A 22,708-nucleotide genomic window follows, 5' to 3' on the forward strand; every position below is an offset into this window, starting at 1 on the left:
TAAATACTATGGACGGTTCATAGGACGGATGGAGTTAACATTGTCACGGAACTGCTCGACTTCTTCGGTGTAGCGGATAGGCAGAACGTACTCGAGGTTTTCGTGAGGACGCGCAATGATGTGGGTAGAAAGAACTTGTCCACCGTTGACACGCTTTACAGAGTCAGTACCTGCGGCAACTGAAGCTTGTACTTCAGATACATCGCCACGGACGATAACGGTAACACGACCACTACCAATCTTTTCGTAACCAACTAAAGTAACGCGAGCTGCCTTAACCATCGCATCGGCTGCTTCGACAACGGCTGGGAAACCAAGGGTTTCAATCATTCCAACTGCGATCGCCATAATTTATGTACTCCTAAAACAATTAATGAAAATAGTGAAAATGTACTTTTACGATACTTTTTTGAAAAAATCTTTTTGAGACAATCACAAAATAGCAAACAGTAATTTAGAAGCTTTGCCCAGAGAGCTAGCCAAAATAGTCAACTTAAAATGCAAACTGTTCTACTTCTCGCGTATAGCGAATTGGTAAAACGTATTCTAGGTTTTCCTGTGGTCGAGCAATGGTGTGGGTCGAAACGACTTCGCCTCCATTAACCCTCTTTGCGCCCTCAACGCCAGCAGCGATAGATGCTGTCACCTCAGAGATGTCACCCCTGATAATGACCGTTACTCTGCCACTGCCGATTTTTTCATAACCCACAAGGGTGACGCGGGCAGCTTTGACCATAGCATCAGCCGCTTCTACAACTGCGGGGAAACCTCTGGTTTCGATCATTCCAATAGCGATCGGCATAATTTAAGCCAGTATCCTTACGAATCTCTAAAAAACTGAAGTTCTCGCGTTTGTATCCGTTGAATGATTATTGGTCGATCAACTAGATATAGATGCACGAGCGCAACTATTGATCTTAGCTACGATCGGTTCGCTTAGAACATCAAATTTCTAATTTTTAATGCAATCAAAAATGAGGAGATGACGCTTGGGGCTAATTTGGCTATCTAGGACAACCAAATTTTCGCAGCTAATTGTCGGCAACAATTCTTTGATTAACGTCCTTCAATCATGCAAATGAATTATTTGGCAAAAACCAATAAATCATTCATAACTGATATCAGCAATTATTAAATCATTCCGATCCATCAGAGAAAGTGAATAGTTTTAGTTTATTCAAATCTATCTTTATATATACGATAACGAGTGGCGGTACATTTGACAATACGAACCGCGATGATAAATCTAAATAATGCCTATAAACTCGGCTTATTGGGCTGGTTTTTGATAGTGCAGCTTCACTCAGTCACCAAAAAATCTTAGAGGTTTTAGCGATCGCCAATGGTTATCGTTTCCATTTCGGCAATTTCTAGGTTTGGTAATTCCACAAATTCGCGCTGTTCTTCCTGTAAAGCTAGCATGGGGATATTGACTGGGGTAGGGGTTTCGATCCAATAATCGGCGGTAGGCAAGGTTTCTTCTAAATCTTCAAGAGGTCGGGGGATGATCATCAAAGTATGGAATTCGCCAATGCGTTCGGCTTCATTCATCCCTGCTTCAATGGCGATCGCCACATCCGCCACATTGCCCCGAATAATTGCTGTGCATAGTCCCGCCCCGATCGTCTCATAACCCGCTAAATGTACATCTGCTGATTTCAGCATCATGTCAGCCGCCCCCACCATCGCAGGAAATCCCCTTGTTTCTAAAAGCCCGATCGCCTGATTGCTCAGACGGCTATACTGCCCACTGGTTAGCTGACTAAGCCTACTGCTAATGGGTAAAATCGCTTCGAGATTAGGATATGGACGCGCAATGACAATCGTGGATACGAGCTGTCCAAACTCTTTAGCGGTTTCTGCACCTGCCTCGACTGCCATACGCACATCGGTAATTTGCCCCCGCACGATCGCCGTACAGAAGCCATTGCCGACTTTTTCGTAACCGACTAGGCGCACCGTTGCCGATTTGAGCATCATGTCCGCAGTGCCAACGATCGCGGGGAAGCTAATGGTGGAAACCATGCCTAGAGAGCTGCCTGAAAGACTATGGCTAGATGAAGAATTGGACATTAGCTGACCCAGGGAGATATGTAAATTCTATTTACAGACTAGTTAAAGTTTTGGTAATTATTAAACTTCAAAATTACTGTAAGCATTATAGTGTTTTTCTAGAGTTTCGAGACAAATCACTATAGCTATAAAATATTAAGAGAGCCATGCAAAATCTTGAACAAAATCTTGAACAAAATCTTGATAGTGAGGATGAATTTACTTGGACGAGCGAAGCCAAAGCCAAGTTTAAAAATATTCCTTACTTTGTGCGATCTCAGGCACGTCAGCGTATTGAGCAGTTAGCACAGGCTGATAGGAGTGATCGGATCACAGTAGAGATTGTGGAAAAAGCTAGACTAGAATTTGGACAGTAATGGGAGCAAAAGTGGGAGCAAGGATTTGGGTAATAGTTTAGGCAACAGTTTAGGTAGTGATGTGCGTGGGCAATTGGCTGGTGGCGATCGCGGCTATTTGCTGACTGAGCAGCCCAATCCCCATAGTCAAAATTTAGACCAACTGAGTGCTTTAGAAATTGCCGAGCTGTTTAATCAGGAGGATCTCAAGGCGGTTGCTGCCGTGGGGCGCGAGAATGCTGCGATCGCTTTGGCGATCGATCTAACGGCGGCGGCGATCGCCAATGGGGGCAGATTGTTTTACATTGGCGCAGGCACGAGTGGACGATTGGGCGTATTGGATGCTGCCGAATGTCCACCCACCTTTTGCAGTGATCCTGAATTGATTCAGGGAATTTTGGCGGGGGGGATGGCAGCAATGGTCAGAAGCTCGGAGGCGCTAGAGGATCGGGCAGAGGATGGGGCGGCAATCATTGCCCAAAATCAGATTGGCGATCGGGATGTGGTATTTGGCATTACGGCGGGCGGCACAACCCCCTATGTGCATGGGGCATTGCAAGCTGCAAGGCAGCGCGGTGCTAAAACAATTTTCTTTTGCTGTGTCCCACCCGAACAGTTGCCTATGCAGTACGATATCGAAATCCGTCCCCTTGTGGGGGCCGAGGTTTTGACTGGTTCCACCCGTCTCAAGGCTGGTACAGCCACCAAACTAGTACTCAATACCATTTCTACGGGGATAATGGTAAAGCTGGGCAAGGTCTATGGCAATCGGATGATCGATGTGTCCGTGACCAATAGCAAGTTACAAGATCGGGCAGTGCGGATTATTTGTGACCTCACAGGCTTGGATCGCCATGCCGCCGCAGAGTTGTTAGAAGAATCAGGCGATCGCGTCAAGGTCGCATTATTAATGCATTGGCGGCATCTCGATGCCCATCAAGCGATCGCCTTACTTGCTGATCATCAAGGACATTTGGGGAAGGTGATGCAAACAGTTGAAACTTAAATTGCCAAGTAAGCCATCCCTAAGCTGGGCAAGGCTGTAAAATCAATATAAACATTAAAAATTATGACAGGTGCAGAACTCCGCCAAGCGATCGTCGATAAATGGCAATATTCCTACGATGTGCAGTTACGTAATATTCGTGGCAAGATCTTTTTGCAAGTAATGTGGCGGTATCAGGAACAGCAATCTTTTGTTATGAATACTTTAGAATTTGAGCAGCACCTAGATCGGATCGCATCTTATCTAGGGGATTGGGGAGTCGTGGAGCAGGTGAAACAATTCATTGCCAACACCGATGAACGCCCCCGTGTCGGTAAAGCCGTCAGTGTACCGCTTCAAATTGGTGAGCGATCGCTGGAATGGATTATTGAAAGCTGAAGATCACTCAACAATTTGCTAGTAATCAATGAGCAATTACAGTCATATTGCGGTAAAGAATGCTATAAAAGTTGATAAAAGTATGACGTATTGCTGACTTAATCGATTGAAAGCTGTAGAATCTACAGGATCAATTAGCTTTTAAAATGCGCCGCTAACCATAATTTAAGTCAAAACCGCAAAGGCAAAAGTATGAGTCAAGCAGGAACAAACCCATGGGATCGCCAATTTGTTAATCTTGGGCGAATCATGCAGTTCTTGCGTGATGAAGATGACATCGATAATTTGGTAACTGCCACCCTCGATTATCTAAGGGATAATTTCGAGTACAAGCTCGTGTGGGTTGCCCTCTATGATCAAGACAATCATCGCCTCACAGGCAAAGGCGGAACCACCCCAGCAGGGGAAATCAAATTTTTAAAGGAAAGATTTGCGCTGAATGCAGGGGATCTACTTGACCAAGTAATTTTGCAACGTAAACCACTGCCGATCGCTGATTTACGGATGGAAAAACGTAGCGGTGAATGGCAAAAATTAGCACAAAAATTTGACATCCAAGGCACTTTGCTATGGCCAATTTACCACCGCGATCGCAGTTTTGGGTTGGTATTACTTGGCTCTAATCTTTGGAATGTAACCCCCCGCAACGAAGAACGCGCCAGATTATCCGTAGTCCTAGGCTCCCTCGGTGCAACCCTCAGCCGTTTAGATGCTGAATGGCGCTATCAAAACTCCAAGCGCCCCGATGAGCCACTATTACAAATTCTCACCAAAATCCGCAATATTCCCACGCTTACCGAACGCTTAGAGGAAATCGTACAGGAGACTCATGGCTTTGTGATGCCAGACCATACCAATGTCTATTGGTTTGAGCGTGAACATCAATATTTTTGGCGGCGCATCGCCAATCGCCAACCAGGGCCAAAGAGCAAACAGGCTGTCGATAATACCGCAGGGATTACGATGCAGAATGCCCCTGGGCTATATCAGGCACTAAGCAAAGATCAGTTAGTGGTAGTTGTAGATGCTAAATCTATGACTAGGGGGGAAGTTAGCAATCGGGTTATGGAGCAGTTTGGAGCAGTCTCCATCATTATTGCGCCCATATTTTTTCAGTCAGAATTGCTAGGCTTTTTGTCGGTGGAGGGTTCAGAGGCAAGGCTATGGAGTGATGATGAATTAAACTTCGTCCGAGGTGCAGCACAACTTGCGGCAATTACTGCGCCCTTAGAAGAAATGGAAGCAACCCTCGATCGCATTGCCTCCGATCAAATTCTCACCGCAGGAATCGCCAGAGCCATCTATTCCGATTTGGACTGGCAAAACGCCTTAGAGCAGGCTGCCGAACAATTGTGTCAGAGATTAGGTCTGGAGCGCTTCTGGGTGGCTTCCTACGATAAGGACAATGATATTTTTAAGATTGATTATCAGTATCACCCCAAAAACCGCCGCCCTATCCCGAATATGTTGCCAGGACTCGCCCCTGTCGATATGCAGATGCTAGAAAATTCCCCTGATGCCGCCACGGTCGAAAATCTCGACAGTGATTTTAAGTTTTTAGCATGGCGCAATTCCCTATTGGAACTAGACGTGCGATCGATGATCGTTAGCAGTACATCTCTTAGCAAGTCCCTAGAGGGCATTTTGGCGGTGGCCCACGAAGCACCACGCACATGGGCTAAGCCAGAGCGGGAAATGGTACAGGCAGTGGCACAGCAGATCGGACTGATTGTGCATCAAAATGAATTGCAGCGTGTATCCGATGAGCGTCAAAAATCCTATCAATCGGTACAATTTGGTCTAGTGGCATTACAACAGGCAAATACCCTAGAGAAGTTGCACCATACTGCCACACAGCTCATGGCACAGGTTACACAATCCCCCCTTGCGGTATTAGTGATCTGGTTGCCAGGTCGTCAGGGTGGACAGATTGCCTCCGTGTTTGCCAGCCGAGAAGATTATCAATTAACGATTAGCGAAACATTAATTGCGATCGAAGAGGATCAACTAGTACAGTGGGCAAACCAAACTGAGGGGATTCTGCCCTTGAGCGCTCATGATTTACCTGAGTCTACTAAAGCATGGCTCAATGCTCCTGCGCTCGGACAGATCATGGTGACAGCGCTCAGGACTACCCCAGAGCATCAACCAACGGGGATGATCCTCGTTGCCGATCGCGCGGGTCGGCGCTGGATTGACCGTCATCTTCAAGCCTTTAATATGCTGACCAATCAATTGTCTTGGTCACGCCGTCACCTGTTGCTTGTCGATCATCTCAAGCACAATCGTCAAGAACTAGAGCGCCTCAACTGGTATAAACATCGCCGCCTTGAGGATATTTATCGTACTGTTAGCAGTGGGGTACAGCGCTTGCTGGATGCCGATGCCAGAGCCAATGGCTCTGGGGGGATCAATAATGTCACTTTGCAGAGTTCGCTCAAACAGTTACAGGGTTCGCTGTCACCTTTACCACAGATTATCCGCAAGGAGCAATGGCGCTTGCGTCCCAACTATGAAGCAGCTCCCTTGGCAGGGATGATCAAACGTGCCCTCGAACGGGTGGATTCACTAGTGAAGCAAAGGCAACTTTGGTCACAGGTTCACAATCAAGCCAATGTGGTGATTGGGGGCGACATTGCCAAGATCGAAATGATTTTGAATGAGTTGCTATTATTTGCCTGTGGCAGATCCGAGGTAGGCGGTCGGGTGGATTTGTGGTGTCGCCAAATTGACGATAGGCTATTAGAGCTATCGATTACCGATTACGGGGTTGTCGATGCCACCCTGCTGCAAGAGTTACATCAAGGTCGGGAGATCGATCCCCTATCCCCTTCACTATTGGATCAACCTCCCGGCTTGCACCTTGCTATTTGTCAAAGCCTGATGCTAGAGGCTGGTGGCGAGTTATCTCTATATCAATTAGAGGATAATCGCATTCTTAGCCGTTTGATTTTGCCCATTTCTAGCTCTTAACCTTTTGCTGTTGGGTCGCACAGCCTCCAACAGCATTATCCCCATCCAGACTATTTCTATGACCTATTCCCTCAGAATCGTAGATATGGCTGAAAGCGATCGCCCCCGTGAACGATTGCTTAGCCAAGGCGTAAAAAGTTTATCTAATTCCGAACTAATTGCCATTTTGCTAGGAACAGGGCAGGGACAGGGCAAATTATCGGCGGTGGGCTTAGGGCAGTTGATTTTGCAAACCATTGGGCGCGATCGCACGGCTGATCCTGTGGCGGCTTTGCAAAGTGTATCGGCTGAAGAATTAATGCAAATCGAAGGTGTGGGGCCTGCCAAGGCAACAGCAATTTTAGCGGCGATCGAACTTGGTAAGCGGGCGCTCTATGCCAAGCTGCCCGACCTCACCGAAGTAACCGATCCGTCAGTGGCGGCGGCAGCCCTCAGTCGCGATTTGATGTGGCAATCACAGGAGCGCTTAGCCGTAGTGATGTTGGACAACAAAAATCGCATCATTGCCCAGCGCATTATTACCATTGGTACTGCCACCGAAACCATTGCCCATCCCCGCGATATTTTTCGAGAGGTGCTGAAGAGTGGCGCAGTGCGCGTGATTATTGCCCACAACCATCCTTCAGGCAATACGAACCCCAGCCCCGAAGATATAAACCTAACCCGCCAATTATTAGAAGGTGCAAGAATGCTATGTATTCCTTTACTTGACCATTTAATTTTGGGTAACGGCACATTTTCCAGCATTCGCGAACTGTCAACCCTATGGCAAGAGATTCCGCAGGCGGAATGATTATTCTGGCAACTGCAAAGAGCTAAGAATTTGCCAGCGCTTATCGACAGTAACAGACTCGCTATCTGGCTCTTGATCGACAAAATCTAATGCTGGCGCATCGGGGGCGATTTTAGGATAGGGGATGGCAAGGGTTAATTGTTCATATAGCCATATTTCAGGATCGAAATAACCATTGGGCGATAGTGACTCCACCAGATCGCCCGTCTCAATTTCTCTTTCCTTGGGATAGTCACTCTCTGGCAATGGCTCCGCCAACCAAATCATTTCTGAATTATCGATCGCCAATCGATAATTAAACTGTACAAGGGTGCGATCGCAAGTAAGGGTAATGATTGTATGCGCCTGAGCCGATACCTCTAAGAATGATCCTAAATGGCGGATCGTGATTACTCCCTGTACTGGGGTTAAAGTTTCTAACCCTGCAATTAATTCCTTAAATTCAAAGCTCTCGGTGGCATCGATCGCCCTAGCAATCTGTGGTATGAAGATCTTTTCCATTACTTGTCACCAACTTAACAATCAAATAACGATGTGGCTCCCGCCCCTGACTGAAATTTTCGATATCGGTACAACTATCGAGCAAATGATGCACATAGCGGCGATCGGCTGCCGATAAATTTTTGATCACAAATTCTATACCCGTATCCCGAACCTGCTGTAATGCCTGTTCGGTAAGTGCTTGCAAACTAGCTAAATGCGATGAACGGTAATTATTTATTTCAACCGTATAAAAACTATGACCATGGCGATGATCGTGGTGATAATCGCGATCATCAGATTGAGCTTGCATCGCCGAGCCTACATGGTGGTTAAGACTCACATTTGCCAAATATTGGATTGCATCAATTACAGAGCCATCTTGACCAATGATATTGGCAATTTGCGATTGTTGTAAGTCTGCGTGATTAATCTCTAGCCAATAGTTTGGATTTTCTGGTTGATTTTCTGGTTGATTTTTTGATTGACTTTCTGATTGACCCTCAGAAGCACCTTGAGAGGTTTCTTCTGCATCGTGATTGGTTTTGGAAAATGCTTCCGCAGCGACTTGCTGCACTGAAGTTGTATAACCCATCAATTGCAACAACTCTTTTACCCAATCTGCACCTGCCGAAGCAATTTCCATACCAATCTCTCCAAACTAGTTTTTCTTTTTCTTCTTAGAAGAATTTGGCTCAAAGGGGATTGCCGACTTGGTTGGTGTATTACCATCCTTATCTTCAACGACAGTTACTTTGTTGTTAGTCTTGGCATCATTTGCCTTAGGGTTTGCCGTTTTGGGGTTGGCATTGGTACTAGCTGGCTTAACCTCAGCTTTGGCAGTGGTTTTGACATTACCAACAGAAGCGGTGGCTAACTTTTGCAGATTTTCGGGCAGTGGCTCTTTAGCCACAATGAAGGCTTGCAGGGTTTGAAATATATTGGCAATCAACATATACAACATGACACCTGAGGGCAAGGGAAAAAATAGAAACATACCCGAAAAGATAATCGGGGTTAGCTTATTCATTGTTTCCTGCTGACTAGACTCTGGGGTAGGGTTGTCAGCCTTAGGTGTGGAATTGCCAGAAATCGTCTGGTTAGCATAAAGGCTAAGTCCGAAGCCAAATACCATAACCACAATATCCCAGTTGATACTACCATCGGCATTAGTCACGCCAGTTTTGCCAAGTGCCTTAATAAATAAGAAGCCCTTGTTAGATGCCAGACCAGGCACTGTAACTTGCACCGTAACATCGCCTGCTTGCTTGGCAATGATCGTGCCGTCATCTAATATTTCAGCTAGTTCTTGTCCCTTAGTAATTTTGCTAACGGCTACAAGATCGGTGTCTGGGTAGTCTTTGGCGATTGTGTGGAAATCCTGACCTTGAGATGATTGCAGGACAATCTTTGACTTTTCGCCGATCGCCAGACTATTACCATTCACCGCAGTTGCCAAGATCGGGAAGTGGACGCGATCGGCAAAATACACGTTTTGGCTGGCAGTTGTGAATGGTTGGTGGGTTTGCGTTGCCACACTTTCGGGGGTGATCTGGAAATTAATGCTGTAATTGATGTCGGCAAAGGGCGACCCTCTGAGGGTGGCAAAGAGAGCAAAGAGAATGGGCAACTGAACTATGGCAGGCAGACAGCCAGACAAGGGGTTGCCAAACTCCTTAAAGTTGGCTGAGTTGACCTTAGCTAGTTCTTCTTGCTGTTTGGCTGGATCGCTTTTATATCGTTCCTGAACTTCCTTAATCCTTTGCTGCATAATCGGGTTAGCGATTTTCATGCGGCGCATACTGCGAAGCTGGTTGGCGCTAACAGGAAATAACGCAAAACGAACAACCAACGTTAAGGCAATGATTGCCATTCCATAGTTCGGCACGATGCCGTAGAAAAAATCTAGGAAGGGCAACATTATGTTGTTGGAAAGAAAACCTACACCGAAATCCATTGTCTAATTTACTGTTGTGTTTGCATCAGAACGAGCGAAGTCACTCATCAAAAAAGCGATCGCCCCAGCGATTTTAGCGCGAGGACAATCTGCTGCCATCTTAAACCTTTTTAAGCAATGCTGCCAATTGCGTTTAAGGGTATTTAAGCGTTGCCGCTAATTGCACCACTAACTTCTTGCGCTTTCAAGCTTAGCTTTGACTCTATATATTCATAGGTTTTGCGGAAGTTAGGAACTGATTTCAACTCTAGACGCGAACCATCTCTCAAGGTCAGCACCATGTCGCCCCAGCTACCAAGTCCACGGGGTACGGTCACAATCTTAATAATTTCGCCATAAATCACATCGGTGCGTGTCTGCCCCATCCAGCCGCCCGTGACAGTAATGCGGCGATTGGTGATCCTATAGCGCAACCACAAGGCTCTGGCGATCGCTGCTACGCCAAAGGGAATCGTAATCACAAAAATGCTCATTAATAAGCTAATGATTAAATCACCAATGTGGGGTGCGCCTTCGTAATAAACTTCCTCGTTAACTGCCATTTTGCCAGACCTTTGCTTTTTTTAATAAAATCATCAAATCATCACAAAGTTGTTGATAATTCGGTTGACCTTGAGTTGTCACCGTTACCACAATTTGCAATCCACTTTTCAACTGTGATCTCAATTGTGACAGAACTTGACGAAAAATGGCACGCAGTTGTCGTTTAAATCGGTTACGGCTTACCGCCAGCTTACTAACTTTTTTGCTGACCACGATGCCGATTTTGATGTCAGGCTCTGCTTGGGTTACTAAAACGCGCAGCATCAGATGGCTACCTCGGAAGCGATCGCCATTGGCATACACTTTTGCGAAATCTTCGCGCCGCCGCAGGCGATTTTGACTAGGAAGCACTGGTAAATTAAGGAGGACTTAAAATTAGAGATTAACTTTGATTTAGCGCTGACGATCTGACTATGGCGATCTGACTATACTGACTATACAGTAGTCAAGCGAACTCGACCTCTACTACGGCGAGCTTTAATGACGCGGCGACCAGTGGGGGATTCCATTCTGGCGCGAAACCCAGAGGTGCGCTTCTTTTTGCGGACACTACCGCGTAGAGTACGTTTGGTCATGACTGTTACTGCTCCGTTATTCGCTTAGTTTCAAAGGGTTAATTTTTTACAGGCTCCTGATCATAGCACTTGTATTTAGACTCTGTACAGATTTTGATTTCTAAACTTAAAGAAATTTGCAAAAATTTTTCCAAATTTCTTTGGCTTTGTCTTTTGTGATTATTAGTAAAGATTGGGTAAGATGGAATTTAACTTTGCCCCTTATGTTTATGCTTACTGATACTGTTGCTACTACCTCCACCAAAGATTTGCCACTATTGGGGCGATCGCTGTCGGAATTGACGGAGTGGGTGGAGTTGCAGGGACAGCCACGCTATCGGGGTAAGCAGTTGCATGACTGGCTTTATAACAAGGGAGCGCAAAGTCTGGAGGAAATTACAGTATTTCCTAAGGCATGGCGGGAGGAGATGGTTGCCAGTTCAGCGATTAAGATTGGGCGATCGCAGGTACATTTACATAAACAAACCCGCGATGGCACAGAAAAGTTTTTATTAAAGCTTGCCGATGGTGAAATCGTGGAAACCGTGGGTATCCCCACGAGCAAGCGGTTGACGGTATGCGTATCCACTCAGGTGGGCTGTCCGATGGCTTGTGATTTTTGTGCCACTGGCAAGGGGGGCTTTCGGCGCAACTTGGCAAAGCATGAAATTATTGACCAAGTGCTAACGGTGCAGGAAACCATGCAACAGCGTGTGAGCCACATTGTATTTATGGGCATGGGGGAGCCGTTGCTAAACTATGAAAACCTCGTGGGGGCGATCGCAGCGATCAATAAAGACATTGGCATCGGACAACGTAATATCACGGTTTCCACCGTGGGCATCCCCAATCAGATCCCCAGATTTGCCAAGGAACATTTGCAAGTAACGCTGGCGGTCAGTCTCCATGCCCCCACGCAGCAGGTACGTGCCCAAGTGATCCCATCCGCCGATCGCTATCCCTTAACCGCGTTGATGGATGATTGCCGCGCCTATGTCGAGATCACAGGGCGCAGAATTAGTTTTGAATATACGCTGTTGGCGGGGGTAAATGATGATCCCGAACAGGCAGAAGAACTTGCCTACTTAATTCGTGGCTTTCAAAGCCATGTGAATTTGATCCCATACAACCCCGTCAGCGATGCCGACTATCAGCGCCCCACGGAAAGAGCCATTCAAACCTTTGTGCGGGTTCTAGAGGATTATAAAATTGCTGTAAGTGTGCGCCGTACTAGGGGGCTGGATGCGGATGCCGCCTGTGGACAGTTGCGCGGTCAGCATCAAAAGGCTGTAGAGCGCAACTTGTTAGGATAAAATCACGTCATCCATAGCACCAAAGCACAAAATGGCAGCGCTGTTTTGTGCTTTGGTATTATGGGATAGCTTATTTACAGGAGTGCTTTAGGGTGTTTGGTTTACATTTGCATCGTGGCGCAGATCTGCTATTTGCAACTTGGGTTGGGTTGATTTGTGCAGTGCCACCCTGCTATATGCAGACGGATTTTCAGTTGCCAGCTCAGGCGGCGGAGCTAAAGTCGGCGAAAGCGATCCTGCCGATCGCCCCCCTTGCGGTTAATCCACTTACTGCTGACCTGACCGATGACCTACTAGAGCAGGATCGTCCCAACTTATTACAGGCGATCGATCACAGTCTGCAATATATCCGCACCGCCACCGCCGAGAAACGTTACCCCGTTGCTGGCATCACCCGCGATCGCATGGAACGCAGCTTGGTGAGGTTTCGCCGCTTGGTACAAATATCCCGTAGCGCCTGGGATCTGCAACAGGCTGTAAGTCGCGAGTTTGACCTATATCGCTCTGTTGGGCGTGATGGTGATGGCAATGTGCAGTTTACGGGCTATTACGAAGGTGTCTATACCGCTAGTCGTACCCGCACCGATAAGTTTAAATATCCGCTTTACCGCTTGCCCCCTGATTTTGGTTCATGGCGATCGCCCCATCCCACCCGCGCTATGCTCGAAGGCAGTCAACGTTTAGCAGGTTTAGAAATTGCTTGGCTCAGCGATCGCTTTCAAGCCTTTTTAGTTCATGTACAGGGTTCAACCCAGTTGCAGCTAACCGATGGCAGTATATTAACGGTGGGCTATGCAGGTAAAACCGATCAGCCCTATCGCTCTGTGGGAGCCGAACTAGTCAGGGATGGCAAAATGAAACTGGAAGATGTCACCCTGCAAACGTTAATTGCCTATTTTCAAAAGCATCCTCAAGAATTGGGGATCTATCTCAACCGCAATCCTAGTTTTGTATTTTTCCGTGAAACCAATGGCAGACCTGCTTCAGGCAGTATTGGTGTACCTGTGACCAGCGAACGTTCGATTGCCACTGACAAAAGCATTTTCCCCTCTGGCGGCATTGCCCTGATTCGCACCGAAATCCCCTTTACCAATCCTGTGACGGGGCAGTTAGAACTGCGTCCAATCCAGCGATTTGTTTTGGATCAAGATACGGGTGGTGCAATTCGTGGCGCAGGACGGGTGGATATTTTCATGGGTACAGGCGATCGCGCCAAGCAAAGGGCGGGACTGATCAAAGGTGATGGCGAATTATATTATTTAGTCCTAAAGAACTAAAAGAGAGTAGTGGCAACACTTTGCGTTGCCACTCTCTTTTAGTTGATGGGTGGGCGAATACCATAGGTACGATAGCGCCAATAGTCCTGCAAAATTTGGGCGTGATCAAAACATAATGCAGATGGCATTTCCCAAGCTGTAAATATGCCAACTGCCTTGGCATCATCATCAGCCTGTGGCTCTCCCACAGCCTCAGCCATATAGACCGCGCTAATTGTATGCAAACGGTGATCGCGGCTAGGATCAGAGTAGATACCTAACAAATCAATCAATTGTACCTGTAGCCCCGTTTCTTCGATAGCCTCGCGCCTTGCGGCATCTTCTAAGCGTTCGCCATAATCGACAAAACCACCCGCGATCGCCCAACCATGGGGAGGGTTTTTGCGCTCGATCAAGACGATCGGCTGATGGGGGCGATCGCAAAGGGCAATGATGATATCAACCGTGGGAACAGGATTGCGATAGTTATTAGAACTTGTCATAGGATGAGGGTAATTACAGCTACAAAATTTATGCTATTACTGGGCTATGATCCAATCTCATCATCCGAGGGCTATAGGCACGACTCGGCAGGAGAGTATTTCTTTGATTCCGATCAGTATAGAAATTGTAGAAGGTAATCCGAATCTTGCCTCTCTCTTGGGTTGGCACTTACAGCAGATTGGCTATTCGGTATTTCAGGCAATGAGTTGTCAACAGGCAAAACTGGTGTTTCAAAAGCAGCAGCCTAGTCTAGTTGTCCTAAGCACTGAGCTGCCAGATGGTGATGGCATGGATCTATGCCGTTGGTTACACAAACAAAAAAGCTGCTTGATTTTCATCATTTCTTCACGTATCGGTGAAGCAGATATTGTTGAAGGTCTGAAAGCGGGAGCCGATGATTATTTAACAAAACCCTTTGGAATGCAGGAATTTTTGGCAAGGGTAGAAGCATTGACACGCCGATTACGAACCTCTGCCCCTCCTGCCTGTTTGGATTATGGGGTATTAAAAATTGATCTAGTCCAACGTCAGGTAAGGCTCAAAGGCAGCGCGATCGATCTTACCCCTCAAGAATTTAGTTTGCTCTATGTCCTTGCCCAGTCTGAAGGTTTGGCTCTGAGTCGCACTGATTTGTTGCAACGCGCTTGGCCAGATGAAATTAATAACCCACGTACTGTTGATACCCATGTTTTATCCTTACGCAAAAAGCTAGAGGTTGATCCCCAACAACCCAATCTCATTCAAACTGTGCGTAATATCGGCTATCGGTTTAATCCTGAAGCTTTGACGCGATCGCCAAACCGCAACAATCCACAGGCTTCACCAAGCGGATCTAGTAGCTCTAGCGATCGCCCACCACAATTTACGGCTCCTCCAAGCCGAACCTTTGCAAAGTATTAAATTTAATAAAAATACGGCATTTGGCTGTAGCGGAATTTAAAATAATTAAAAAATTGTTATCTACGATGCTTAATCTTGTGGCAAGATTGTGCATTATGGAAATACAAGCTTAACGGTAAGAATGTCTATGTTGTTGCAAAAGCACAAAAGTATTCTGCCAGCTTTAGTTGCTATCATCGGGGGGATGATATGCGTTGTTGGTCAATCACAGTTCAATTTTGTAACTAGTCAAGATAATCAGAATCTTGCCTTTACCCCAACTGAGCGTCCTAAGCCACAGCGCACTCAAGGCGGAGGTTCACGCAACCATGAAGCTCCTTTTGAAACTTTTAAGTTCAATACCTTGAACGCATTCGACTCCTAAGCTGGTAGCTATCATAAATAATTTATTTCGCCTAACCTGCTGGTCTGATTGTATTTGGGGCTGTATGTGGGCAACTACAAATATTTACAGGCAATTAAAGCACCTTGCATTTGTTTAAAACCCATAGATATTTTAAAAAGCGGCGCAAAGCGCCGCTTTTTAAAATATCTATGGGATATTCAAAGTCTTTATAGAATGGCAACAAAGGCAAATGCTGTGAGTGACTATGCTAATTTTCAATTTGGCATAAAATTTTTTAAATATTAAGACAAAGCGCTTGCAGACATTCCAGATAGAGTTTGCTAGGATACAGTCACCTCAATTTCAGATTTACTGAAAAAGCCGATGATCCAAAAGAGCGTTCAAAAACATCTAATGTCTCGCTGGGACAGACTACCTCGTGGAGTTCAGAAGCTTGGTGGTTTTTTGCTTTCTAGTAGCAGTATTTATCTGCTGATTTTCGGGCTGCGTTGGCTAGGATGGCTACAACCAAGTGAGTGGGCAGCCTTCGATTTATTTATACAACTGCGTCCCGAAGAGCCTGTTGACGAAAGGGTGATCATTGTCGGGGTGCAGGAATCGGACATTCGCTATCTGGGCAAGTGGCCCGCCTCCGATCGCATCCTTGCCAAGACATTGCGTAAAATTAGCGCTCAAAAACCAAGGGTAATAGGTTTAGATTTATATCGTGATATTCCTGTGGATCAAGGGTATAGCGAACTGGAACAGGTCTTCAAAAGTACGCCTAATTTATTGGGGATCGAAAAAAGTATAGGCGATCGCTTCAATGCCACGATCGCACCACCACCAGCATTAAAGGCATTAGGACAGGTGGCGGCGAATGATGTAATTGTTGATCCCGATGGGCGATTGCGTCGCGCCCTGCTTTATCCTATGCCCGAAGGTAATAGAGGCTTACCCAGCCTTGGTTTGGCATTGGCACTGGCTTATCTCAAGGATCAAGGGATCACCCCCCAGACATCTGCCTCTGGGAATTTGCAGTTGGGGAATGTTGAATTTATTCCTTTTGAGAGCAATGACGGGGGCTATATCCGCGCTGATTCAGGGGGACACCAAATTCTGATGAATTATCACGGTGCTTCGCAAAAATTTCGCCATGTGTCCTTAGAAGATGTATTGGAAGACAGATTACCTGCTAATTTGATGCGCGATCGCATTGTGTTGATTGGGGCTAAAGCCGCCAGTCTCAACGACGTTTTTTATACCCCCTACAGCAGTAATTTCAGCAATTCGCCGACACAGATTTCTGGGGTTGAATTTCAGGCAAATATTGTCAAGTTGGTGTTGGGATCAGTCTTTGAGCAACGCCCATTATTTAAAGTGTGGCCAGACTTAGGGGAAGAAATTTGGATTGCGGTTTGGGCGGTTATGGGAGCCGCCATTGTTGGCATATCTGGCAATAGACGTTTGCTATGGCTAGGGATCATGGTATTGGGGGCTAGTGGCGCATTGATCGCCGTGAGCTATTGTCTATTTCTCGGTGGTTGGTGGATACCGATCACCCCGCCATTACTTGCCTATTTCAGTGCCATGCTAGTGATGCAGAGTTATATCTATGTATCCCGCTTACGCGAACTTAACTCGGCGCTCTCCCATTCGATCGAGTTACTTGCCCATGATGCTTCCCATGATGCGCTCACAGGTTTACCCAATCGCAGTTTATTTATGGATCGGGTCGAACACGCGATCGAGTATCGCAAACGTCACCCTAGCTATATGTTTGCCATCTTCTTTTTGGATCTAGATCGCTTCAAGATGATCAACGACAGTTTTGGGCATCATATTGGTGATTTATTTTTGCAGGCGATCGCCGATATATTGCGGGGATGCTTGCGCTCTATTGATATTGTGGCGCGTTTGGGTGGTGATGAATTTACAATTTTAGTGGATGACATTCAAGATGCGAGTGAGGCGCTGATAGTGGCTGACCGCATTCTGCAACGATTTTTTACACCTATCGAGATCAACGGCGAATCGGTATTTCCTAGTGCCAGTATTGGCATTGTCATCAGTACTTGCGAGTATAAAAATTGCGGCGATATTCTTAGGGATGCGGATATTGCTATGTATCGGGCAAAGTCAGAAGGAAAAGGGCGCTATGTTCTTTTTGATCAGGAAATGTATGAACAAACTCTGCGACTGACACAGTTGGAAAGTGAATTGCGCCATGCTTTGGAGCATCAAGAATTTGAATTATATTACCAACCGATTGTTTTGCTAGAAAATTATCAGCTTTCGGGATTTGAAGCTTTAATCCGTTGGAAAAATCCGAAGCGGGGTTTTATCTCACCCATTGAGTTTATTCCTTTGGCTGAAGATACAGGGTTAATTGTGGCGATCGGCGATTGGGTACTAAAGGAAGCTTGTCAACAACTTAAGTCTTGGCAAAATCAATTTGGGGAGGCGACAAATCTAAAAATGAGCATTAATCTTTCTAGTCATCAGATTCAGAAAGCGGACTTGATTGACAAATTGGATCTAGTGCTTGCGGAGACAGGTGTCAATGGTAATGCGATCCGTTTAGAAATTACAGAAAGTACACTTATGGATCAGGGGGAGCTAACGATCGCCAAGTTGTCGCAACTGAGAGCCAGAAATATTCAATTAAGCATTGATGATTTTGGTCAAGGCTATTCTTCCCTGAGCTACCTACACCGCTTTCCCATTAACATTCTCAAGATTGATCGCGCCTTTGTAGAGCAGATGACTGAGGGCAATGAGCATATTGAAATTGTCCGCACGATCACCATGTTGGCACATACGTTAAATATGAGTGTGGTGGCTGAAGGCGTGGAAACACAGCACCAAGTTGACATTTTGAAGAGTTTAGGTTGTGAGTTTGGGCAGGGATATTTATTTTCGCATCCGTTAAGTGCGATCGCCGCCGAACAAACGATCGCGGCTTCGCTGTTGCCGATCCCCGTGAAGGCAATGTCATGATCCAAGAAATGATCCAAAAGTATTTTTGCTTATCGGTGTGAGTCGTAATGGCAAGCGACAATATTTCTAGTTTTTAAGTCAGCACAAAGCGCTGTATCGCTGTAATATTTGTTATTGATACAAAAATTAATCTAAATAATCATTCTGATAATATGATATTTTCACGATTAGCAATAAATAACTTCGCGGCTAGAGTAACTGGTAAGGTAATTGGCAAGGTAATTGGTAAATTAATGAGCATGGTTTTATTCATAACTATGCTGCTAGTCCCCTTAGCGATCGCAACGAGCCCAGCCCAAGCAGCCAGCTCCTCTAGTGTCACAAAATCAATCCTGAATGAAGCTGGTGGTAAGAGTTTTGCAGGTCAAGACTTAATTAGAGCCGAATTTAATAGCACCACATTTAAAGGAACTGATTTTAGCAATGCGGATATGCGGGGAGCATTATTTAATGGGGTATTGCTAGATAATGCCAATTTGCATGGGATTGACTTTAGCTCAGGTATTGCCTATGTATCTAGATTCAAAAATACTGATCTTAGTGACGCAATCTTAGAGGATGCAAATATGCTGCGCTCTAGTTTTGATAATGTGAATGTCACCAACGCTGACTTCACCGGTGCATTATTGGATTTTGCTCAAGTTAAAAAGCTATGCCGCACTGCTTCGGGTGTCAACCCCAAAACAGGGGCAGATACTCGCGAATCTCTCGGTTGTGATTAATTATGCATCGGTAAAAGTCATGAACAAGGTTATGAATTTCTCTGGTTTTACATTCATTGGTGTCGCACTGTCGTTTTTAGTTGGGGGGGCAACAGTTAGCTGGCAAACCAATCATGATGTGGCGATCGCGCAATCAATGCCTGCGGTGACAACTCGATCCACCGCCCAAACCGTTGCTCTCGCCAAACACCTTAATAAAATCAACGCAAAAGTTTATGTCGCCTATTGGTGTCCTTATTGCCACAGACAACTAAATAGCTTTGGCAGGCAGGCAGTTAGCTATTTAAACGTAATTGAATGCGATCGCCGTGCTGTTAATCATCAAAACCGTCTTTGCGTTGCCAAAGGGATCAGTAGCTTCCCCACATGGGAAATCAATGGCAGACTTTACAAAGGCATGAGACCCCTTAATAGCCTTGCGGAAATCTCCAATTATCGTGGGTCAAACTAAAAACATTAAAAATACATTAAAAATATAGTGAAGCATGGGAACATAGAGATTTTCCCATGTCTAGAGTCAATCTGTAGCCAATTTTGCCAGAAGCATTGTATATAGGATATACAGAGATGACTCAGGCGACCTTGTTACGTTTGAGCCATAGGACTCATCCCAAATAAGCAAGCGGCGTAGCCCTTGCCTTATTGGAAAACCCATACTGGGTTTGGTTTTCAAATCACAAAATTGTTGTAACACTTTCGTGATTTGGTAGCAAATCTCATTATTTTGATCATCGCGAACCTTGCAGGCTAATATGTCCACCCTTGTCATTGTCGAATCGCCAACTAAGGCGCGTACCATTCGTAACTTTTTGCCCTCAGAATATCGAGTTGAGGCATCAATGGGTCATGTGCGCGACTTGCCACAATCGGCTAGTGACATTCCTGCGGAGTTGAAAAACTTTGAATGGGCTAAGTTGGGCGTGAATGTTGATGCAGACTTCGAGCCACTGTACATCGTGCCTGACGACAAAAAAAAGATTGTGCGTGAGCTTAAGGCGGCGCTAAAAGGAGCTAAGGAAGTCATCCTTGCCACTGACGAAGACCGCGAAGGGGAGAGTATTTCTTGGCATTTGTTGCAAATTTTGCAGCCGAAAGTGCCGATTAAGCGTATGGTTTTCCATGAAATCACCTCAGAGGCAATTAAGGGGGCGTTAAAAAATTGTCGTCAGATCGACGATCGCCTTGTCCATGCCCAAGAAACTCGCCGCATTTTAGATCGCCTCGTGGGTTATACCCTGTCACCCTTGCTATGGAAAAAAATTGCTTGGGGGCTGTCGGCGGGGCGGGTGCAGTCGGTGGCGGTGCGTCTAATCGTCAATCGGGAGCGGGAGCGCCGTGCTTTTAAGTCAGGAAGCTATTGGGATTTAAAGGCAAATCTCTATGTACCTAAACAGGAATTTCCTGTGCAGCTAGTTTCGGTCGGTGGCGTAAATGTGGCGACGGGCAAGGACTTTGATGAGGCAACGGGAAAAATTGCCAAGGGGCGTAAGGTGTTGCTGTTGGACGAAGCGGCGGCGATCGCCTTAAAAAACAAGCTCAATGGCAAGGTCTGGACTGTGACCAACCTCGATGAGCGTCCCAATACCCGCAAGCCTTCGCCCCCCTTCACCACCTCCACAATGCAGCAGGAGGCAAACCGCAAATTGCGGATGTCGGCGCGGGATGCGATGCGGGTGGCACAGGCTTTATATGAGCAGGGCTTTATCACCTATATGCGGACGGACTCAGTACATCTATCGCAACAGGCGATCACCGCCGCCAGGCAATGCGTTTCCACCATGTATGGCAGCAACTTTTTGAGTAAGGAGCCGCGCCAATATGTGACCAAATCTAAAGGCGCACAGGAAGCCCACGAAGCGATCCGCCCTGCGGGTGAAACCTTCCGCACCCCCCAAGCCACAGGACTATCGGGGCGAGAGTTGGCGCTCTATGACTTGATCTGGAAGCGCACCGTGGCTTCCCAGATGGCGGATGCTCAATTGACCATGCTCAGCGTACAGCTAACGGTGGAAGATGCGATTTTTAGAGCTGCGGGTAAGCGCATCGATTTTGCGGGCTTTTTTAGAGCCTATGTCGAAGGTTCCGATGATCCTGATGCCGCATTGGAGGAAAAGGAAATTACCTTACCGATTCTCAAATTGGGCGATCAACCTGCTTGCCGTGAATTAAACACGGTCGGTCACGAAACTCAGCCCCCTGCTCGATATACCGAAGCGGCGCTGGTAAAAATGCTAGAGAGTGAGGGCATCGGTCGCCCTAGTACCTATGCCAGCATTATCGGTACGATCTGCGATCGCGGCTATGTGCAGTTGATTAATAATGCTCTCATTCCCACCTTTACCGCCTTTGCGGTCACGAGTTTATTAGAAGAACATTTTCCGAACTTGGTCGATCCTAGTTTCACCTCAAAAATGGAGCAGACCCTTGATGATATCTCCACGGGGAGCGTGGAATGGTTGCCCTATCTCAAAAAATTCTATTCAGGGGAGCAGGGCTTGAGTGAGCAGGTCAAGTCTCGCGATAGCCTTATTGATGGCGAAGCGGCGCGAACGGTGCATCTAGAAGGTCTCGATGATGTCAAAGTAAAAATTGGTAAATTTGGGGCATATATCCAAGTGGGAGAGGGCGATCGCACCGTCAATTCTTCGATCCCCACCAATCTCACCCCCGCCGACCTAGATCCCGAAAAGATCGAACAGTTACTAAAGCAAAAACTAGAAGGTCCCGATCAAGTGGGCATTCACCCAGAGGCAAATGAACCGATCTTTATGATGGTGGGGCAGTATGGTCCCTATGTGCAGTTAGGACAGATTACGGAAGCAGTGCCTAAGCCCAAACGCGCCTCACTGCCCAAGGGAATGCAGCCTGAGCAAGTCACCCTTGATATTGCGGTCAAGTTATTGGCATTGCCGCGCACCTTGGGCGAACATCCCGACACGGGTCATCGGGTATTTGTAAATACGGGCAGATTTGGCCCCTATGTTTGCCATGTCAAGGGTAATGGTGATAAGGATGACAACCGATCACTCAAATCAACTGACGATCCCTACACAATTACCCTTGAACGCGCCCTAGAGTTATTGGCACAGCCCAAAGTGTTGCGCGGGGCGGCGGCGGCTAAGGTGCTGAAGTCCTTGGGCAAGCATCCCGATGATCAGGAGGCGATCGAGATCCTTGACGGCAAGTATGGCGCTTATGTCAAACATGGCAAGGTGAATGTATCGCTCACTAAGGAACAGACAGTGGAAGGTTTGACCGTTGAGGAAGCGGTGGCGATGTTGGCGGCTAAGGCGAAGACGACTAAGGGGGCTGGTAAGGGGGCTAAGGCTGGTACGGCTAAGAAGGCTCCAAAAGCTGCGGCTACGAAAACGGCGACTACGAAAACGGCGACTACGAAAACGGCGACTACGAAAACGGCTAAAGCCGCGACTACGAAAACTACCACCGCGAAATCGGCTAAGGCAACTACGAAGACCGCAGCAAAATCTACAGCCACTAAATCTACAGCTAAGTCGACTGCTGCTAAGTCAACTAAGTAGGTTGCTGTAGCTAAAGCAATTATCGATCAAGCGAACCGCAGGAAAAATTTTAAAAGC

23 protein-coding genes are annotated in these 22,708 nt (G+C 46.5%); 13 read left to right on the forward strand and 10 right to left on the reverse strand.

The annotated features are described in order from the left end of the window. Positions 1-6: 6 nt before the first annotated feature. The 3 genes from H6F44_RS02680 to H6F44_RS23885 all read right to left on the reverse strand — a co-directional run bounded on the left by H6F44_RS02680 (position 7) and on the right by H6F44_RS23885 (position 2,073). Positions 7-348: a carbon dioxide-concentrating mechanism protein CcmK gene (locus H6F44_RS02680; RefSeq protein ID WP_175356611.1), complete on the reverse strand. Its 342-nt coding sequence runs from the start codon at positions 346-348 to the stop codon at positions 7-9. A gap of 145 nt (positions 349-493) precedes the next feature. Further along, positions 494-802, reverse strand: a complete 309-nt coding sequence (locus tag H6F44_RS02685) for a carbon dioxide-concentrating mechanism protein CcmK (RefSeq protein ID WP_190349379.1) — start codon at positions 800-802, stop codon at positions 494-496. A 527-nt stretch (positions 803-1,329) separates the two neighbouring features. After that, complete coding sequence (locus tag H6F44_RS23885; RefSeq protein WP_242016408.1) at positions 1,330-2,073, reverse strand: carbon dioxide-concentrating mechanism protein; 744 nt, start codon at positions 2,071-2,073, stop codon at positions 1,330-1,332. A 146-nt stretch (positions 2,074-2,219) separates the two neighbouring features. Here H6F44_RS23885 and H6F44_RS02695 point away from each other — a divergent pair, with 146 nt between their 5' ends. The 5 genes from H6F44_RS02695 (at position 2,220) to radC (ending at position 7,558) form a co-directional block, all read left to right on the forward strand. Further along, positions 2,220-2,429, forward strand: coding sequence for a PCP reductase family protein (locus tag H6F44_RS02695; RefSeq protein ID WP_190349380.1), 210 nt, complete (start codon positions 2,220-2,222; stop codon positions 2,427-2,429). Between the two features lie 73 nt (positions 2,430-2,502). Next, positions 2,503-3,414 carry an N-acetylmuramic acid 6-phosphate etherase gene (gene murQ / locus H6F44_RS02700; RefSeq protein ID WP_190349450.1) on the forward strand — a complete coding sequence of 304 codons (912 nt, stop codon included), beginning with the start codon at positions 2,503-2,505 and terminating at the stop codon, positions 3,412-3,414. 63 nt (positions 3,415-3,477) lie between these two features. After that, positions 3,478-3,792: a DUF3067 family protein gene (locus H6F44_RS02705; protein WP_190349381.1), complete on the forward strand. Its 315-nt coding sequence runs from the start codon at positions 3,478-3,480 to the stop codon at positions 3,790-3,792. Positions 3,793-3,984: 192 nt separating this feature from the next. Continuing rightward, positions 3,985-6,765 (forward strand): sensor histidine kinase, encoded by a 2,781-nt coding sequence (locus H6F44_RS02710; protein WP_190349382.1) that lies wholly within the window; start codon positions 3,985-3,987, stop codon positions 6,763-6,765. A 58-nt stretch (positions 6,766-6,823) separates the two neighbouring features. Continuing rightward, a complete protein-coding gene (gene radC, locus H6F44_RS02715) occupies positions 6,824-7,558 on the forward strand; it encodes a RadC family protein (RefSeq protein WP_190349383.1) in 735 nt (244 codons plus the stop codon). Here the strand turns inward: radC and H6F44_RS02720 are convergent, their stop codons facing one another. The 6 genes from H6F44_RS02720 to rpmH all read right to left on the reverse strand — a co-directional run bounded on the left by H6F44_RS02720 (position 7,559) and on the right by rpmH (position 11,113). Then, positions 7,559-8,059, reverse strand: coding sequence for a YceD family protein (locus tag H6F44_RS02720; protein WP_190349384.1), 501 nt, complete (start codon positions 8,057-8,059; stop codon positions 7,559-7,561). Beyond that, the gene (locus H6F44_RS02725) at positions 8,028-8,684 is read right to left on the reverse strand and encodes a Jag family protein (protein ID WP_190349385.1); all 657 of its coding nucleotides are present in this window, start codon (positions 8,682-8,684) and stop codon (positions 8,028-8,030) included. The genes H6F44_RS02720 and H6F44_RS02725 overlap by 32 nt, the downstream gene beginning before the upstream one ends. A gap of 15 nt (positions 8,685-8,699) precedes the next feature. Next, a complete protein-coding gene (gene yidC / locus H6F44_RS02730; RefSeq protein WP_190349386.1) occupies positions 8,700-9,995 on the reverse strand; it encodes a membrane protein insertase YidC in 1,296 nt (431 codons plus the stop codon). 143 nt (positions 9,996-10,138) lie between these two features. After that, positions 10,139-10,537: a PH domain-containing protein gene (locus H6F44_RS02735; protein ID WP_190349387.1), complete on the reverse strand. Its 399-nt coding sequence runs from the start codon at positions 10,535-10,537 to the stop codon at positions 10,139-10,141. Then, positions 10,527-10,889 carry a ribonuclease P protein component gene (gene rnpA / locus H6F44_RS02740; RefSeq protein WP_190349388.1) on the reverse strand — a complete coding sequence of 121 codons (363 nt, stop codon included), beginning with the start codon at positions 10,887-10,889 and terminating at the stop codon, positions 10,527-10,529. Before rnpA ends, H6F44_RS02735 begins: the two co-directional genes overlap by 11 nt. An 83-nt stretch (positions 10,890-10,972) precedes the next feature. After that, positions 10,973-11,113 carry a 50S ribosomal protein L34 gene (gene rpmH, locus H6F44_RS02745; protein WP_009626678.1) on the reverse strand — a complete coding sequence of 47 codons (141 nt, stop codon included), beginning with the start codon at positions 11,111-11,113 and terminating at the stop codon, positions 10,973-10,975. 209 nt (positions 11,114-11,322) lie between these two features. Between rpmH and rlmN the strand changes: the two genes are divergently transcribed. Both rlmN and mltA read left to right on the forward strand, forming a co-directional pair. Continuing rightward, positions 11,323-12,405: a 23S rRNA (adenine(2503)-C(2))-methyltransferase RlmN gene (gene rlmN, locus H6F44_RS02750; protein WP_199301955.1), complete on the forward strand. Its 1,083-nt coding sequence runs from the start codon at positions 11,323-11,325 to the stop codon at positions 12,403-12,405. Positions 12,406-12,497: 92 nt separating this feature from the next. Then, complete coding sequence (gene mltA / locus H6F44_RS02755; RefSeq protein WP_322096152.1) at positions 12,498-13,682, forward strand: murein transglycosylase A; 1,185 nt, start codon at positions 12,498-12,500, stop codon at positions 13,680-13,682. Positions 13,683-13,720: 38 nt separating this feature from the next. On the opposite strand, the gene H6F44_RS02760 is transcribed toward mltA, so the two are convergent. Further along, positions 13,721-14,164, reverse strand: coding sequence for an NUDIX domain-containing protein (locus H6F44_RS02760; protein WP_190349389.1), 444 nt, complete (start codon positions 14,162-14,164; stop codon positions 13,721-13,723). Between the two features lie 46 nt (positions 14,165-14,210). Here H6F44_RS02760 and H6F44_RS02765 point away from each other — a divergent pair, with 46 nt between their 5' ends. The 6 genes from H6F44_RS02765 (at position 14,211) to topA (ending at position 22,651) form a co-directional block, all read left to right on the forward strand. Next, positions 14,211-15,065: a response regulator transcription factor gene (locus H6F44_RS02765; RefSeq protein ID WP_242016410.1), complete on the forward strand. Its 855-nt coding sequence runs from the start codon at positions 14,211-14,213 to the stop codon at positions 15,063-15,065. 127 nt (positions 15,066-15,192) lie between these two features. Further along, positions 15,193-15,429: a hypothetical protein gene (locus H6F44_RS02770; RefSeq protein ID WP_190349390.1), complete on the forward strand. Its 237-nt coding sequence runs from the start codon at positions 15,193-15,195 to the stop codon at positions 15,427-15,429. Positions 15,430-15,804: 375 nt separating this feature from the next. Continuing rightward, on the forward strand, positions 15,805-18,390 hold the full coding sequence (locus H6F44_RS02775) for an EAL domain-containing protein (protein ID WP_190349391.1): 2,586 nt from the start codon (positions 15,805-15,807) through the stop codon (positions 18,388-18,390). Between the two features lie 233 nt (positions 18,391-18,623). After that, positions 18,624-19,112 (forward strand): pentapeptide repeat-containing protein, encoded by a 489-nt coding sequence (locus tag H6F44_RS02780; protein ID WP_190349454.1) that lies wholly within the window; start codon positions 18,624-18,626, stop codon positions 19,110-19,112. Positions 19,113-19,131: 19 nt separating this feature from the next. Next, positions 19,132-19,563 (forward strand): thioredoxin domain-containing protein, encoded by a 432-nt coding sequence (locus H6F44_RS02785; RefSeq protein WP_190349392.1) that lies wholly within the window; start codon positions 19,132-19,134, stop codon positions 19,561-19,563. Between the two features lie 301 nt (positions 19,564-19,864). After that, positions 19,865-22,651, forward strand: a complete 2,787-nt coding sequence (topA, locus tag H6F44_RS02790) for a type I DNA topoisomerase (protein ID WP_190349393.1) — start codon at positions 19,865-19,867, stop codon at positions 22,649-22,651. Positions 22,652-22,708 lie beyond the last annotated feature (57 nt).

Source organism: Pseudanabaena cinerea FACHB-1277 (assembly GCF_014696345.1).
GTDB lineage: Bacteria > Cyanobacteriota > Cyanobacteriia > Pseudanabaenales > Pseudanabaenaceae > Pseudanabaena > Pseudanabaena cinerea.